16 protein-coding genes are annotated in these 15,187 nt (G+C 75.4%); 12 read left to right on the top strand and 4 right to left on the bottom strand.

What is annotated here, in order from left to right; translation table 11 throughout:
- The first annotated feature begins 49 nt into the window (after positions 1 to 49).
- The 9 genes from ET526_RS13480 to ET526_RS13440 all read left to right on the top strand — a co-directional run bounded on the left by ET526_RS13480 (position 50) and on the right by ET526_RS13440 (position 8,546).
- Positions 50 to 997 carry a hypothetical protein gene (locus tag ET526_RS13480; RefSeq protein WP_135468224.1) on the top strand — a complete coding sequence of 316 codons (948 nt, stop codon included), beginning with the start codon at positions 50 to 52 and terminating at the stop codon, positions 995 to 997.
- The gene (locus ET526_RS13475; RefSeq protein ID WP_240048392.1) at positions 994 to 1,998 is read left to right on the top strand and encodes a TAXI family TRAP transporter solute-binding subunit; all 1,005 of its coding nucleotides are present in this window, start codon (positions 994 to 996) and stop codon (positions 1,996 to 1,998) included. The genes ET526_RS13480 and ET526_RS13475 overlap by 4 nt, the downstream gene beginning before the upstream one ends.
- Before the next feature lie 156 nt (positions 1,999 to 2,154).
- Entirely contained in the window at positions 2,155 to 2,505 is a 351-nt protein-coding gene (locus ET526_RS13470; protein WP_135468223.1) for a DUF6152 family protein, read from the top strand.
- Positions 2,506 to 2,621: 116 nt separating this feature from the next.
- Positions 2,622 to 3,092, top strand: coding sequence for a DUF6644 family protein (locus ET526_RS13465; RefSeq protein WP_135468222.1), 471 nt, complete (start codon positions 2,622 to 2,624; stop codon positions 3,090 to 3,092).
- Between the two features lie 4 nt (positions 3,093 to 3,096).
- The gene (greB, locus tag ET526_RS13460) at positions 3,097 to 3,630 is read left to right on the top strand and encodes a transcription elongation factor GreB (RefSeq protein ID WP_135468221.1); all 534 of its coding nucleotides are present in this window, start codon (positions 3,097 to 3,099) and stop codon (positions 3,628 to 3,630) included.
- A 67-nt stretch (positions 3,631 to 3,697) separates the two neighbouring features.
- On the top strand, positions 3,698 to 4,771 hold the full coding sequence (locus ET526_RS13455) for an ROK family protein (protein ID WP_135468220.1): 1,074 nt from the start codon (positions 3,698 to 3,700) through the stop codon (positions 4,769 to 4,771).
- 72 nt (positions 4,772 to 4,843) lie between these two features.
- On the top strand, positions 4,844 to 5,722 hold the full coding sequence (locus tag ET526_RS13450) for an alpha/beta fold hydrolase (protein ID WP_158295580.1): 879 nt from the start codon (positions 4,844 to 4,846) through the stop codon (positions 5,720 to 5,722).
- Between the two features lie 136 nt (positions 5,723 to 5,858).
- A complete protein-coding gene (locus ET526_RS13445; RefSeq protein ID WP_135468218.1) occupies positions 5,859 to 6,326 on the top strand; it encodes a (2Fe-2S)-binding protein in 468 nt (155 codons plus the stop codon).
- A 15-nt stretch (positions 6,327 to 6,341) separates the two neighbouring features.
- On the top strand, positions 6,342 to 8,546 hold the full coding sequence (locus ET526_RS13440; RefSeq protein ID WP_135468217.1) for a xanthine dehydrogenase family protein molybdopterin-binding subunit: 2,205 nt from the start codon (positions 6,342 to 6,344) through the stop codon (positions 8,544 to 8,546).
- A 63-nt stretch (positions 8,547 to 8,609) separates the two neighbouring features.
- Here the strand turns inward: ET526_RS13440 and ET526_RS13435 are convergent, their stop codons facing one another.
- Complete coding sequence (locus ET526_RS13435; protein ID WP_240048391.1) at positions 8,610 to 9,518, bottom strand: hypothetical protein; 909 nt, start codon at positions 9,516 to 9,518, stop codon at positions 8,610 to 8,612.
- A 107-nt stretch (positions 9,519 to 9,625) separates the two neighbouring features.
- The gene (locus ET526_RS13430) at positions 9,626 to 9,808 is read right to left on the bottom strand and encodes a CsbD family protein (protein ID WP_135468216.1); all 183 of its coding nucleotides are present in this window, start codon (positions 9,806 to 9,808) and stop codon (positions 9,626 to 9,628) included.
- A 568-nt stretch (positions 9,809 to 10,376) separates the two neighbouring features.
- Between ET526_RS13430 and ET526_RS13425 the strand changes: the two genes are divergently transcribed.
- The gene (locus ET526_RS13425; protein ID WP_135468215.1) at positions 10,377 to 11,363 is read left to right on the top strand and encodes a tripartite tricarboxylate transporter substrate binding protein BugD; all 987 of its coding nucleotides are present in this window, start codon (positions 10,377 to 10,379) and stop codon (positions 11,361 to 11,363) included.
- A 119-nt stretch (positions 11,364 to 11,482) separates the two neighbouring features.
- Here the strand turns inward: ET526_RS13425 and ET526_RS13420 are convergent, their stop codons facing one another.
- Positions 11,483 to 12,412, bottom strand: coding sequence for a histone deacetylase family protein (locus ET526_RS13420; RefSeq protein ID WP_135468214.1), 930 nt, complete (start codon positions 12,410 to 12,412; stop codon positions 11,483 to 11,485).
- 15 nt (positions 12,413 to 12,427) lie between these two features.
- Positions 12,428 to 12,661, bottom strand: coding sequence for a sulfurtransferase TusA family protein (locus ET526_RS13415; RefSeq protein ID WP_135468213.1), 234 nt, complete (start codon positions 12,659 to 12,661; stop codon positions 12,428 to 12,430).
- Positions 12,662 to 12,735: 74 nt separating this feature from the next.
- Here ET526_RS13415 and ET526_RS13410 point away from each other — a divergent pair, with 74 nt between their 5' ends.
- Both ET526_RS13410 and ET526_RS13405 read left to right on the top strand, forming a co-directional pair.
- Positions 12,736 to 13,626, top strand: coding sequence for an ROK family protein (locus ET526_RS13410; RefSeq protein WP_135468212.1), 891 nt, complete (start codon positions 12,736 to 12,738; stop codon positions 13,624 to 13,626).
- A 118-nt stretch (positions 13,627 to 13,744) separates the two neighbouring features.
- Positions 13,745 to 15,004, top strand: coding sequence for a DNA polymerase IV (locus ET526_RS13405; protein ID WP_135468211.1), 1,260 nt, complete (start codon positions 13,745 to 13,747; stop codon positions 15,002 to 15,004).
- The last annotated feature ends 183 nt before the right edge of the window (positions 15,005 to 15,187 follow it).

Here is a 15,187-nt window from a genome sequence, read left to right as displayed (position 1 = left end):
GCATGGCGGCGCCCGCGGGGAGGCGGGCGCGCCCGGTGGCTTGGCGGGCGTGGGCGACGGCTGGACGGTCCTGCCGGGAGGACGCATCGCGGATGGGGAGGAGCCGCCGCTCCACATCGATCTCCTGCTGCTTCACCCCACGCGCGGCGTCGTGCTGCTGGAGCGGGCGCCGCGCTGGACGCCGCTCGCGCCAAGCCGCTTCTTCCACGCCCTCGACCGGCTGGGCTTCCGCCGCGCCTGCCCCGGCTACCTGCCGCTGGTCCACCTGCCGCTCCGCCCCGAGGCGGCGGAGGCGCTGCCGCGCCTGATGGCGGAGCGCCTGCGCGGCCAGCCGCCCCTGTCGCTGCGCTGCCCGCCGGAGCGGTGGATGGCCCTGGTGCGCCAAGCCGTGGTGGCGCCGCGGACGGGAGCGCGCCGGCGCCGCCTGGCACTCGGGGGCGTGGCGGCGGCGGCGCTGGCGGCGCTCGCCGCCCTCTGGCACGGCCCCGGGCAGCGCCCCCCGCCCGCCGAGCCGCCGCTCCGCCTGGCGGCGCGGGCGGGGGCGGAGCCGCCGATCCTGATGACCGCCGCCGCCCGCCTCGCCGCCATGCCGGAGGCGGAGGCGCCCCCCCTTCCGGCGCCCGGCGCCCTGCCCGGCATCGCCGCGGCGGGGGCGGCGCTCTCCGAGGGCCCGCAGCGGGCCGGGGAGACCCCGCCGCCCCCGGGGGTGGATCCGGCGGTGACCGAGGCGCTGCTGCGCCGCGGCGAGGCGCTGCTCGCCCTCGGCGACATCTCCGCCGCCCGCCGTTTCTTCGAGCGCGCCGCCGCCGTGGGCAGCGCCGAGGCGGCGCTGGCCGCCGGGGGCACCTACGACCCCGCCATCCTGAGGGGGCTGGACGCGCGGGGCATTCTGCCCGATCCCGCCCTCGCCGCCGCCTGGTACCGCCGCGCCGCCGCCCTCGGCGCGGCGGAGGCCGAGGCGCGGCTCGCCGCCCTCGCCGCCGGGAACCCGCCATGATCCCCCGCCTTGCCCGCCGCGCCCTGCTTCAGGGCCTCGCCCTCGCCGCCGCCCCGGCGGCGCTCGCCCAGACGCCGCCGCGCCAGGGCGCCGCCGCCTCGCTCAGCGCCCTCGCGGCGCGGGCCAATGCCGGCACGGTCGGCATCATCTCTGGCGGTGTGGACGGCACCTACATCCGCATCGCCGCCGACCTCGCCGCGGTGCTCGACGACGGCGACACCCTCCGCGTGCTGCCGATCCTCGGCAAGGGCTCGCTGCAGAACCTCTCGGACATCCTGGTGCTGCGCGGCGTGGACATCGGCATCGTGCAGTCCGACGTGCTGGCCTTCGCGCGGCGCGAGCGGCTGCTGCCTGGCCTGGACGGCCTGGTGCAGTACATCACCAAGCTCTACGACGAGGAGGTGCACGTCCTCGCCCGCCCCGGCATCGCGCGGATCGCGGACCTCGACGGGGAGGTGGTGAACGTGGACCTGCGCGGCAGCGGCACGGCGATGACCGCCTCGCTGCTGTTCGAGGGGCTCGGCGTGCGCATCCGCCCCGCGCACGAGACGCAGGACCTCGCGCTGGCGCGCCTCGGGCGGGGCGAGATCGCGGCGCTGGTCTTCGTCGCCGGCAAGCCGGCGCGGCTGTTCGCCGCCATCCCCCCCGGCTCCGGCCTGCATTTCCTGCCGGTGCCGATGACCCCGGCGCTGATGGAAACCTACCTGCCCTCCACCCTCACCCATGCCGACTACCCGGCGCTGGTGGCGGAGGGCGAGACGGTGGAGACCATCGGCGTCGGCGCGGTGATGGCGGTCTATGCCTGGCAGCCGGGTACGGAGCGGCACCGCAAGGTGGCGCGCTTCGTCGAGGCGCTGCACGCGCGCTTTCCCGAATTCCTCCGCCCCCCGCGGCACCCGAAGTGGCGCGAGGTGAACCTCGCCGCGCAGGTGCCGGGCTGGGTGCGCTTCGACCACCGCGCCCAGGCGCCGCGCGGACGAGGCGGCCCGGCCGCCCCTTGAACGCCGCCGCGGCGGGCCGACCTCCGGGGCGGAGCGCCGAGGGCCCGACGCGGCCGGAAGCGTGCCCCGCCCCACGGACAGGCGGCCGGAACCCCTGCCCCAGGCCCGGGCGGACGGAAGCGGCTCCGGCCGAGCCACGCCATGGAGGTCTGCGTCATGTCCCGACGCCTCGCTCTCGCCCTGCCCCTCCTCGTCCTCGCCACCGGGGCTGCGGCGCATCACGGCTGGGGCGCCTACGACGCCGACGCCCCCCTCACCCTCGCCGGCCGTATCGAGCGGGTGGAGCAGGGGCCGCACGCCACGCTCTGGCTGCGCGCGGGGGACAGGACCTGGGAGGTGGTGCTGGCGCCGCCGACCCGCATGGCCAATCGTGGCCTGCCCGTGAGCAGCCTGCAGCCGGGGCAGGAGGTGGAGGTGCTGGGCTACGTGCATCGCCAGCGCGAGGACGAGCTGCGTGCGGAGTGGATCCGCCCCGCCGGCGCTCCCCGGCCGGTGCAGCTCCGCTAGGGCGGATCGCGGACGGCTGGAAACGGCCGGGAGCGTGACCCTGCTCCCCGAGCAGCGGGCCGGAGCCGTTGCCGCGGGCACGGCCCCACCCGAAGCGCAGTTCCGGCGGAGCCCGCATGCACGGTGAGGACGCGCCCGCCTGGGCCCACTGGCTGGAAGCCTCGGCGCTCGGCGTGCTGGCCCGCTCCGAGGGCTGGACCTACGCCGCGGCCAACACGCTGCACGTGCTCGGCCTCGCCGCCCTGTTCGGCGCCATCCTCGCCTTCGACCTGCGCGTGCTCGGCGCGGCGCGGGCGGTGCCGCTGCCGGCGGCGGCCGGGCTTCTGCTGCCGCTCGCGCGCCTCGGCTTCGCCCTCGCCCTGCTCTCGGGCCTGGTGCTGCTGGCGGCGGACGCCACCCATGTCGCGGTCAACCCGGCTTTCCGGGCGAAGCTGGCCTTCCTCGCCCTCGCGCTGCTGAACGTGCTCGCCTTCCATGCCATGGAGCGGCGCGGCGCGCCGGAGCCGGCGCGGCGCCTCTCCGCCGCCGCCTCGCTGCTGCTCTGGGTGGCGGTGATCGCCTCCGGCCGCCTCATCGCCTATCTCTGATCCCATGCGCGAGGACGACGAGGACGACGAGGAGGGCGGCCCCCCCGGCCTGCCGCCCGGCACGCCCTTCTACATGACCCCGGCCGGGCACGCCGCCCTGGTGGCGGAGCTGCGCCGCCTCTGGATCGAGGAGCGGCCGAAGGTGGTGGAGGTGGTCGCCTGGGCCGCCTCCCTCGGCGACCGCTCGGAGAATGCCGACTACCAGTACGGCAAGCGGCGCCTGCGGGAGATAGACCGCCGGGTCCGCTTCCTGCGCCGGCGGCTCGACCGCGCGCAGGTGGTGGACCCGGCGGCGCAAACCCGCCGCGACCAGGTGTTCTTCGGCGCCACCGTCACCTATGCCCGTGCCGACGACAGCGAGGTCACCGTCACCATCGTCGGCATGGACGAGGCGGATGCCGCGGCGGGGCGCGTCTCCTGGACCGCGCCGGTGGCGCGGGCGCTGATGCGCGCGCGCGTCGGCGACCTCGTGCGGCTGCGCACGCCTCAGGGGGTGGAGGAGATCGAGGTGCTGGCGATCCGCTACCCGGAGCCGTGAGCGCGGGGGCGGAAACGGACCGGAAGGCGGAGCGTTCCCGCCCGCGCCCCCATCGGACCCCCCACCCATGCCGACCCGCGCCGAACGCCCCGCCGCCCAGATGCCCATCCCCGCGCATGGCGCCGCGGCGCTGCCCGCCGTCATCGTGGACGAGTACAGCACCGAACTGCGCAGCCAGGACGGGTTCCTCGGCGACCAGGCCAGCAACACCGCCTTCAAGGCCATGCTGGAATGGTGGCGCAAGCGGCTGCGCAAGCTCGACAGCGACCCGCTGGGCGACACGCCGCTCGAGGCGATCAGCCGCCGCCAGCTCGACGATGTGCTGCGCGAGGGCGATCCGGAAGCGGCCGGGCTGGTGCACGGCGTGGTCGAGGAATTCGCCCAGAACCTCGCCAGGGTGCTGCGCCGGCTGCTGCACACCAAGGCCTGGAAGGGCGTGGAGCGCATCGCCGTCGGCGGCGGCATGCGCGGCAGCCGCGTCGGCGAGATCGCCATCGGCCGCGCCGCGCTGCTGCTGAAGGACGAGGGCGAGACGGCGGAACTCGCGCCGATCCGCCACGATCCGGACGAGGCCGGGCTGATCGGCGGGCTGCACCTCGCCCCGCCCTGGATCTTCGCCGGCCATGACGGCGCGCTGGCGGTGGACATCGGCGGCTCCAACATCCGCACCGGCATCGTCTGCGCCCGGCTGAAGAAGGCGCCTGACCTCTCCGCGGCGGAGGTGCGCGATTCCGAGCTGTGGCGCCACGCCGACGACAGCCCGAAGCGCGACGAGGCGATCGAGCGCCTGGTCGACATGCTGCGCGACCTCGCGCGCAAGGCGGAGAAGCGGGACTTCAACCTCGCCCCCTTCGTCGCCGTCGGGTGCCCCGGGCGCATCCGCGAGGATGGCGGCATCGAGCGCGGCGCGCAGAACCTTCCCGGCAATTGGGAAACCAGCCGCTTCAACCTGCCCGGGCGCATCCGCGAGGGGCTGCCCGAGATCGGCGGGCACGAGACAGTGGTGGTGCTGCACAACGACGCCGTGGTGCAGGGGCTGAGCCAAGCGCCCTTCATGCAGGACGTGCGGCGCTGGGGCGTGGTCACCATCGGCACCGGCCTCGGCAACGCCGTCTTCACCAACCGCCGCCCCGAGGACTGACGCCGCGTCTGGACAGGCCCGGCGCCCTGGCGCATGGGAGTCCCCGCCGGGAACGGGAGCGGGACGATCGGCATGGAGGACGGGACGGGCACGGCCGGGGAGGCGCCGGAGGCGCGGCTCGCGCGCATCGAGGCCGCGGCCCGGCGCGCCGAGACCCCCTGTGGCGAGGGCGCCCTGCTCTGGCGCCTGTGGGGCGAGGACCGTCCGGAGCGGCCGCCCCTCGTGCTGTTCCACGGCGGCAGCGGTTCCTGGCGGCACTGGGTGCGCAACGTGCTCCCCCTCTCGCGCGAGCGCCTCGTGGTCTGCCCCGACCTGCCCGGCCTCGGCGGCAGCGCCATGCCCCCCTCGGCGGAGGATCCGGCGCCGATCGCGGCGGTGATGCGCGCCGGCCTCGCGCGCGTGCTGGGCGAGGGGCGGCGCTACGACCTCGCCGGCTTCTCCTTCGGCGCCCTGATCGCCGGCCACCTCGCCGCCCAGGCTGGGCCGGAGCTGCGCACGGTGACGCTGGTCGGCGCCGCCGCGCTCGGCCTGCCGCGCCCGCGCACCGAGCTGCTCAAGGTGCGCGACAAGAGCGGGGAGGCGCGCATCGCCGCGCACCGCCACAACCTGGCGGTGCTGATGTTCGCCGACCCGGCGCGGATCGACCCGCTGGCCCTCGCCATCCAGGAGGCGAACACGCGGGAGGCCCGGTTCCGCAGCCGCGGCTTCGCCCACACCACCTCGCTGCGCGACGCCATCGCCCGGGCGCGCGCGCCGGTGGCGCTGCTCTACGGCGAGCGCGACGCCATCGCCTGGCCGGAGGTGGAGCGGCGCTTCGCGGCGCTGCGGGCGGTGCGGCCCGACGCCTGGACCGGGGTGATCCCCGGCGCCGGCCACTGGGTCGCCTACGAGGCGGCGGGGGCGTTCAACGCCATGCTGCTCGACATGCTGGAGCGCCGGGCGGGCGCCTGAGGCCGGCTCCGGCGCCCGGACCCCGCGGATCGCGGCCGCTCCGCGGGGCCCGGCACGGGCCGCGGCGTTGCGGCCGGCGCGCGGTTGCGCTTCCCTCTCCCGAGGCGCCGCCGGGCGCGGCGCTGGGAGGAAGCGCATGAGCCAGACCCTGGCCCTTACCGTCAACGGGCAGGCCGTCCGCCTGACCGTGGACGATCCCGACATGCCGCTGCTCTACGCGCTGCGGAACGATCTCGGCCTCATCGGCCCGCATTACGGCTGCGGCCTCGCCCAGTGCGGGGCCTGCACCGTGCATCTCGACGGCGCTGCGGCGAGGAGCTGCGTGCTGCCGGTGCGCGAGGCGGCGGGCCGGCACGTCACCACCCTCGAGGGGCTCGGCACGCCGGAGCGGCCGCACCCGGTGCAGGCCGCCTTCATCGCCGAGCAGGCGGTGCAGTGCGGCTACTGCACCAACGGCATGATCATGCAGGCCGCCGCCCTGCTCGCCCGCACCCCGCAGCCGACCGAGGCGCAGGTGAAGGAGGAGCTTGCGGGCAACATCTGCCGCTGCGGCACCCAGCCGCGCGTCGTCGCCGCGGTGCTGCGCGCCGCGCGCGGCGGCTGAGGAGGGAGGCGTGCGATGAACGCGATCACGCTCCACCGGCGTGCGCTGCTCAGGGCCGGCGGCGCCGTGGTGGTGGCCTTCGGCCTCGGGCTGCGCCCGCGCGGCGCCGCGGCCTGGACGGAGAAGCCGGTGGCGACCGACCAGGTCGCCGCCTTCCTCGCGATCGGCGCCGATGGCGAGGTCACCGTCTATGTCGGCAAGGTGGACCTCGGCACCGGGGTGCGCACCGGCTTCATGCAGATCGTGGCGGAGGAGCTGGACGTGCCCCTCGCCCGCATCCGCGTGATCGAGGGCGACACCGCGCTGACACCGGATCAGGGTCCGACCTACGGCTCGCTCTCCATCCAGAACGGCGGCGTGCAGCTCCGCGCGGCGGCGGCCACGGCGCGGCGCGCGCTGCTCCGCCTCGCCGCCGAGCGCCTCGGCGCCGACGCCGCCGCGCTGCGGGTGGAGGAGGGCGTCGTCATCGCCCCGGACGGGCGGCGCGCGAGCTACGCCGACCTCGTCGGCGGACGCGCCCTCGACCTCGCGGTGGACGCGAACGCGCCGATCAAGCCGCCGGAGGCGCGGCGCGTGGTCGGCCGCGCCGTGCCGCGCGTGGACATCCCGGACAAGGTGTTCGGCCGCTTCGCCTACGTGCACGACCTCCGCCTGCCCGGGATGCTGCACGGGCGGCCGGTGCGCCCGCCGGCCCTCGGCGCGACGGCGGAGGCGGTGGAGCCGGACTCGGTGCGCCACATCCCGGGCGTGCGCCAGGTGGTGCACCGCGGCGGCTTCGTCGGCGTCGTCGCCGAGACCGAATGGGCCGCGATCCGCGCCGCGCGCGAGCTCCGCGTGCGCTGGTCGGACTGGGCCGGGCTGCCGGACCAAGCCAAGCTGTGGGAGCATGTGCGCGCGACGCCGGTGGCGCAGGTGCAGGTCACGAGCGAGCGCGGCGACGCCGCCGCCGCCATCGGCGGCGCGCCGAGGCGGCTCGCGGCCAGCTACGACTTCCCGATCCACACCCACGGCTCGATGGGCCCCTCCTGCGCGGTCGCGGCCTTCGAGGGGGGGCGCCTCACCGTCTGGTCGGCCAGCCAAGCGACGCACAACCTGCGCAAGCAGCTCGCCCTGATGCTGGGGATGCCGGCGGAGGCGATCCGCTGCATCTACATGGAGGGCGCGGGCTGCTACGGCCGCAACGGCCACGAGGACGCCGCGGCCGACGCGGCGCTGCTGGCGCGCGAGGCGGGGCGGCCGGTGCGCGTGCAGTGGATGCGCGCCGACGAGCACGGCTGGGACCCGAAGGGCCCGCCGCATCTCGTGGACCTGCGCGCGGGCCTCGACGCCCGGGGCGACATCCTCGGCTGGGAGAGCGAGGCCTTCATCCCAAAGGGCGCAGGGGGCAACGTCGACCTGGTGGCGGCCGAGCTCGCCGGGCTGCCGCGCGAGGGCCAGATCCACCCCGGCAACATCATCCACAACCTGGCGCTGCCCTACGCGGTGCCGGCGGTGAAGACCACCTGCCACCGGCTGGAGAGCACGCCCTTCCGGCCGAGCTGGATCCGCACCCCGGGGCGGATGCAGAACACCTACGCCAACGAGGCCTTCCTCGACGAATGTGCGGCGGAGGCGGGCGCCGACCCGGTGGAATACCGCCTGCGCCTTCTGCCGCGCGACGACCCGCGCAGGCGGGAGGTGCTGGAGCGCGCGGCGCGGCTCGCCGGGTGGGAGACGCGCCCCTCGCCGCGCCCCGACCGCGAGGGCGAGGTGCTGCGCGGCCGCGGCGTCAGCTACTGCAAGTACGAGCTGGTGCGCACCTACGTGGCCGGCGTCGCCGAGGTGGAGGTGAACCGCCGCACCGGCGCGTTCCGTGTGACGCGCTTCTTCTGCGCGCATGACTGCGGGCAGATCGTCAACCCGGACGGGGTGAAGGCGCAGGTGGAAGGCAACATCATCCACACGCTGAGCCGCACCCTGCACGAGGAGCTGAGCTTCGACCGCCGCGCCGTCACCAGCCTCGACTGGGCGAGCTACCGCAGCATCAGCTTCGCGGAGGTGCCGGAGATCGTAATCGAGCTCATCGACCGCCCCACCGAGCGGCCCTGGGGCGCTGGGGAGCCGGCGGCGGCGATCGTGCCTTCGGCCGTGTCGAACGCGATCTTCGACGCCACGGGGGTGCGGCTGCGCAGCGTGCCCTTCACCGCGGCGAGGCTGCGGGCGGCGCTGCAGGGGGCGTGAGCGCGGCGGGCGCGGCCTCGCCCTCTTCCGTCGCGACGGGCCGCGGCGGAAGAGGGCACGGCATCAGGCCACCACGGCTCGCGTGCCGCGCCGCGCGCCGATGACGGCGGCGCCCGCCCCGAGCAGCAGGACGAAGAAGCCCGTGAAGGCCGCGATCGAGGCCGCGCGCGCCGAGGCGTCGGCCGCCTGCCGTGCGCGCTCCTCGGTCTCGCGCAGCGTCTGCTGGATCTGCCGCTCGGCCTGCTGGATGCGAGCCTCGGCCTCCTGAGGGGGCAGTTCGAACTCGATGGCGGCAAGCTGCACAAGGCGGTCACGCTCGGCCGGAGAGAGCGGATTGCCCGTTGTCCACCGCCCCACCAGCCGGCCGATCTCGGCCCGACGCTGATCCGGCGTCATTCGCGCCGGATCGCCGCCCGTGGCCAGCGCGTCCTGGGCGCGCTGCGCCAGGGTCTGCGCCGCCGATTGCAGCGTGTTGGGATCAGTGCGGCTGGCGGTCTCGCGAGTGGCAACCGAGGCGATGGAACCGACGCCGCTCGCCAGCCCGCCGAGCGCGTTCGAGGCGCCCTGCACGGCGGAGGAGGCGAGGCCGACCACCGCATTGCCCAGCAGCGCGACGGAGAGCAGGGCACAGGCGCCCCAGACCACCAGGCCATGCAGCGTGCCATCAGTGGCATCGGCCGTGCCCGAGAGCCGCGCGGCGACGTAGCCGCCGATCGCGAGGCCGATCAGGTTTGCGACCAGGATCCAGAGCGCGGCGCCAATGCCGAGACTCGAAGCTGCAGGCGTGTCGCGCGCCGTAGCGTCGATCGTGGTGGCGCCGACACCGAGGCCCAGCAGATTGAGCGTAATGCCGATGGCCAGCGCGACCACAACACCAGCGAACACAGCACCCCAGGAGATGCGGCGAAGCAGAGTCGGCGCGCCTTCGATGCGGGCCGGATAGGCACCCGGGCCGGAGGTGGTTGTCGACATTTGTGGTGATCCTAACAGGTGTAGCCGCCGTCCTGTCGGGGCGGTTCCCGCAAAAGAAGGGAGGAATGCAGATGCATTTTGCGCCTGCATTCCTGCCGAGATCGCCGTCAGCGCTCGGTTACGTCGCGGACGGCGTCCTTCGCCTTGCCCAGGCTGCTCTGCGCCTTGCCCGCGGCCTTCTCGGCGGCGCCCTCGACCTGGGTTTTGGTGTCGCCCGTCGCCTTGCCGACCGCTTCCTTGACCGCGCCCTTCACCTGCTTCGCCGCGCCAGCGATGCGATCTTTGTCCATGTCTCTTCTCCTGATGTGCCTTAAGGCAACCTGTCCATTCCGTAATGGAAAGGTCCGCCCGGGCCGCGCCTAAACCTGCCTGGGCTGGCACAGTTCCATCCGGATCCGAAAAGGGCACGCCACTGCCTGCCGGTTTTTCTTGCGCGCGGCTAATGTTCGGTGTATGTTCGCGTCGCACCACCGCGCAGGGAGCCCCGCCGATGCGCCGCTTCACCCCCGCCGGCCCTAGGCCCCCCTCTCCGCGCCGAGTGGCAGGCGCTCCGCCCCTTCCGCCGCCACGAGCACCGCCCGGGCCGCCCCCCTCGGCACCGATCCGCGCCCCCGCCTCGACGCCAGGCTGCGCGCCGCCACCACCGGCCCGCCCTGGCGCGCCCGGCCCGAACACTACGGCCGCAGCACCACCATCGCCCGCCACTTCCGCCGCCTCGGCCGCCGCAGGCAGCAGGCGCGTCCGGTCAAGGAAGTTCGCCCCGCCGTGAGACAGAGCGGGCTTGACAGCGGCGACGGCGTCCCTGACCAGCGCCACAGGCATAACACCGGCGGCGACGCCGCCCACAAGGAGGACTCCATGCCCATCCGGCCTTCCCGGCGCGCGCTCCTCGCTCTCGCCGCCGCCTTCGGCCTCGCCGCCGCGCCTGCCATGGCGCAGCAATACCCCACCCGCCCAGTTTCGATGGTGGTCCCCTTCGCCGCCGGCGGCCCGACCGACACGGTGGCGCGGCTGCTGGCCGAGGCGATGGGACGTGAGCTCGGCCAGACCGTGGTGGTGGAGAATGTCGGCGGCGCAGGCGGCACCATCGGCGCCCAGCGCGTCGCCCAGGCGCGGCCGGACGGCTACACCATTCTGCTGCACCACATCGGCATGGCCACCATCCCCACCCTCTACCGCCGCCTCGGCTACGACCCGGTGAACGGGTTCGAGACCATCGGTCTGGTCACCGAGGTGCCGATGACCCTGGTGGCGCGGAAGGACTTCCCCGCCGACACGCTGCAGGATGCGGTGGCGCTGATCCGGCGCGAGGGCGAGAAGCTGAACTACGCCAATGCCGGCATCGGCGCGGCGAGCCATCTCTGCGGCATCCTGCTGATGAAGGCGGTGGACAAGGCGATGACCACCGTGCCCTTCCGCGGCACCGGCCCGGCGATGCAGGAGCTGATGGCCGGCCGCGTGGACCTGATGTGCGACCAGACCACCAACACCACGCAGCAGATCGCCGCAGGCTCCATCAAGGTGCTCGCCGTCACCACGCCGGAGCGGGTGCCGGCGCTGCCCAACGTGCCGACCACGGCCGAGGCCGGGCTGCCCGACCTGCAGGTGACGATCTGGCACGGCCTCTACGCCCCGCGCGGCACGCCCGCGCCGGTGATCGAGCGCCTCTCGCGCGCGCTGCAGGTGGCGCTGCGCGACGAGAAGGTGGTCAGCCGCTTCGCCGATCTCGGCACCGCCCCAGTGGCGCAGGAGCAGGCGACGCCCGAGGCGCATCGCCGCTTCTGGCAGGCCGACATCGCCAAGTGGCGGCCGGTGATCCAGGCCGCCGGGCAGTACGCCGACTGATGGCGGCGGCCCGGATGCGCCCCCGTGTCCGGGCCCGCCCCCCCGCCGGGGTGGCGCCCTCCGGAGCACCGCAGGAGGCTGCCGCTCCTCTTGCCGGCCCCGGCGCCGTTCCCGCCCGCTCAGCTCCGCATCAGCGCCCGCACATGCGCGGCGGTGCTGGCGGCCAGCGCCTGCAGGTCGTAGCCGCCCTCGAGCAGGCTCACCACCCGGCCGCGGCAATGCGTCTCCGCCAGCGCGCAGAGCGCCTCGGTCAGCCAGGCGAAATCCGCCTCGCGCACGCGAAGCTGCGCCAGCGGGTCGCGCGCATGGGCGTCGAAGCCGGCGGAGACCACCACCAGCCCGGGCGCGAAGCGGTCCACTGCGGGCAGCAGCACCGCCTCCCAGGCCTCGCGGAAGGCCGCACCGTCGGCCCCTGGCGGCAGCGGCAGGTTGAACACGTTGCCGACGCCGCGCTCCATTGCATCCCCGGTGCCGGGGTAGAGCGGGTGCTGATGGCTCGAGGCGTAGAGGATGGAGGCGTCGCGCTCCACGCAGGCCTGGCTGCCGTTGCCGTGGTGCACGTCGAAATCCACGATCGCCACCCGCTCCACGCCATGCGCCGCCTGGGCGTGGCGGGCGGCGACCACGGCATTGGAGAAGAAGCAGAAGCCCATGGGGCGCGCCGGCTCGGCATGGTGGCCGGGCGGTCGGGTGGCGCAGAAGGCGCGGCGCACCTCGCCGCCGCATACCGCGTCCACCGCCGCCACCGCCGCGCCGGCGGCGCGCAGCGCGGCCTCGGCGCTGCCGTGGCTCATCGCCGTGTCGGCGTCGATCTGCACCGTCTCGCCGGGCTCCGGCCGCACCGAGAGGATGGCCTCGACATAGGGGCGCGGATGCACGCGGCAGAGCTGCTCGGTCGTCGCCTCCGGCGCCTCGCCGCGGATCAGCGGCGTGAATTCCTGCCGGTCCAGCGCCTTCAGCACGGCGCGCAGCCGGTCCGGGCATTCCGGGTGGAAGTCGCCGGGGTCGTGCGCCAGGCAGGCGCGGTGGGTCAGCAGCAGGGTGGCCATGACCGCCTCCTCGGCTCAGCCTTCGGCGCGGCGGCGCAGCACGAAGCGGTAGACGCCGCCGCTCTCGCCGAAGGACACCAGCTCGTGCCCGGTTTCCTGGCAGAAGGCGGAGAAGTCCTTCACGCTCGCCGGATCGGTGGCGAGCACGGTCAGCCGGGCGCCGGGCGGCAGGCCGCGCAGCGCCTTGTTGGCCTTGAGCACCGGCAGCGGGCAGCTGAGCCCCTGCACGTCGAGCACTGTCTCGGACATGCGCCGAGTGCAGCACCCGCCGCGGGGCGCCGCAAGGCTTGCGAGGCGGCCGGCCCGGCCGCACCCCGCCGGCGATGACGATCCGCATCGGCATCGACCTCGGCGGCACCAAGACCGAGATCGTGGCGCTCGGTGCCGACGGCCGGCCGCTGCTGCGCCGCCGCGCCCCGACACCGCCCGACTATGCGGGCGTGATCGCCCTGATCGGCGCGCTGGTCGAGGCGGCGGAGCGGGAGCTCGGGGCGCGGGGCACGGTCGGCGTCGGCATCCCGGGCAGCCTCTCCCCCGCCGCCGGCCTAGTGCGCGGGGCCAACTCCACCTGGCTGAACGGCAGGCCGCTGGACCGCGACCTCGCCGCGCGGCTCGGGCGGCCGGTGCGGCTCTCCAACGACGCCAACTGCCTCGCCATGAGCGAGGCGGCGGACGGCGCGGCGGCGGGGTTCGGGACGGTGTTCGCGGTGATCCTCGGCACCGGCGTCGGCGCCGGCATCGTGACGGCGGGGCGGATCCTGGAGGGGCGGAACCGCATCGCCGGGGAGTGGGGCCACAACCCCCTGCCGTGGATGGAGGCGGGGGAGCATCCCGGCCCCGCCTGCTGGTGCGGCCGCCGCGGCTGCATCGAGACCTTCCTGAGCGGCCCGGCGCTGGCCGCCGAGGCGGACGGGCCGGGCGCGACCGACGCTGCCTCCCTCCCTGCCCGCGCCGCGGCGGGGGAGGCGCGGGCGGCGGCGGCGCTCGCGCGCCATGCGGGGCGGCTGGCGCGGGCGCTCGCGCATGTGATCAACATCCTCGACCCCGACTGCATCGTGCTCGGCGGCGGGCTGTCGAACATGGCGCATCTCTACGAGCGGGTGCCGGCAATATGGGAACGCTGGGTGTTCAGCGACACGGTGACGACGCCGCTGCTGCGGGCACGGCACGGCGACAGCTCCGGCGTGCTGGGGGCGGCGCGGCTGTGGGACTGAGGCCGCATCCCGCGGATCTCGGCCTGCGGCCGGCCATGGCCGCGGATCGGTCGCGCTCCGCGGGACCTGGCATGAGGCGCGCCGCCCGGACCTCCGGCGCCTTCCCGTGGCGCCGCTGATGCCCTGGCTCTGCCGCGACTGCCTGCGCATGGGCGAGGAGTCGCCCGGCCCCGCCGCCTGCGCCTGCCTCTCCCGCCGCGTCCTGCGCCATGCGGAGCTGTTCGCGCTCACCGTCGCGCATGTGGACTGCGACGCCTTCTTCGCCAGCGTCGAGAAGCGCGACCGCCCGGAGCTGCTGACCCGCCCCGTGGTGGTCGGCGGCGGCCGGCGCGGCGTGGTCGCCGCCGCCTGCTACGTCGCGCGCACCCGCGGCGTGCGCAGCGCCATGCCGATGTTCAAGGCGTTGCGGCTCTGCCCCGACGCGGTGGTGATCCGGCCGGACATGGCGAAATACGCCGCGGCGGCGCGCCAGGTGCGGGGGCTGATGGAGCGCCTCACGCCGCTGGTGCAGCCGCTCTCGATCGACGAGGCGTTACTGGACCTCGGCGGGACCGCGGCGCTGCACCGCGCCCCGCCTGCGGCCGTGCTGGCCCGCTTCGCACAGGAGGTGGAGCGGGAGGTAGGCGTCACCGTCTCCATCGGCCTTGCCCCGAACCGCCTGCTGGCGAAGATCGCGGCGGAGCGCGACAAGCCGCGCGGCTTCGCGGTGATCGGGCGGGCGGAGGCGGCCTCGCTGCTGGCCGGGGAGCCGGTGACCCTGCTGCCCGGCGTCGGGCCGGCGCTGGCGCGGAAGCTGGAGGCGGCGGGGTTCACGCGCCTCGGCCAGCTCGCCGCCCTCGACGCGCGCGAGGCGGCGCGGCGCTTCGGCGAGGACGGGCCCGTGCTCGCCGCCCGCGCGCGGGGCGAGGACGACCGCCCCGTGACGCCGGCGCGCGAGACCAGGAGCATCAGCGCCGAGACCACCTTCGAGGCCGATCTCTCCGACATGGCTGCGTTGGAGGCACCGCTGTGGCGGATGTGCGAGAAGCTGTCGCGGCGCCTGGCCGAGAAGGGCTTCGCCGCCGCCGGCGTGGTGCTGAAGCTGAAGACGGCGGGCTTCGCGCTGCGCACGCGCCACGTCCGCCTCCCCTCGCCCACCCTGCTGCCGGAGACGCTGTTCGAGGCGGCGCGGCCGCTGCTGGCGAAGGAGGCGGACGGCACGCGGTTCCGGCTGATCGGCATCGGCGCCCAGCCGCTGGCCCCGGCGGCGGAGGCCGACCGCGGCGACCTTGCCGACTCCGAGGCGCCGCGTCGCGCCGCACGCTGGCGGGCAATGGAGGCGCTGCGCGCCCGCTTCGGCGAGGGCGTGGTGATGCGCGGGCGGGGGCTCAGGGAATGATAGCGCATCCAGAGAGCGGGAGGTGGCATCCGACAAGGCCATTAGCCTGCGGCGGGATCACGCCCGCAGGACAACGCGCTTCCAGGGATGGCGAGCCGCGCGGGCACGACATCCGCGCCGGAGGCGCCACAGCCGAGGGGCAGGCCAGTCCTGCCGCTTCCGGGCCATCGAGCGAGGTGGCGT

This window comes from Crenalkalicoccus roseus, assembly GCF_004761865.1.
In the GTDB taxonomy this organism is placed as follows: domain Bacteria; phylum Pseudomonadota; class Alphaproteobacteria; order Acetobacterales; family Acetobacteraceae; genus Crenalkalicoccus; species Crenalkalicoccus roseus.
Note: the sequence above shows the minus strand (reverse complement) of the source record. Positions and strands in the feature narration are given on the sequence as shown.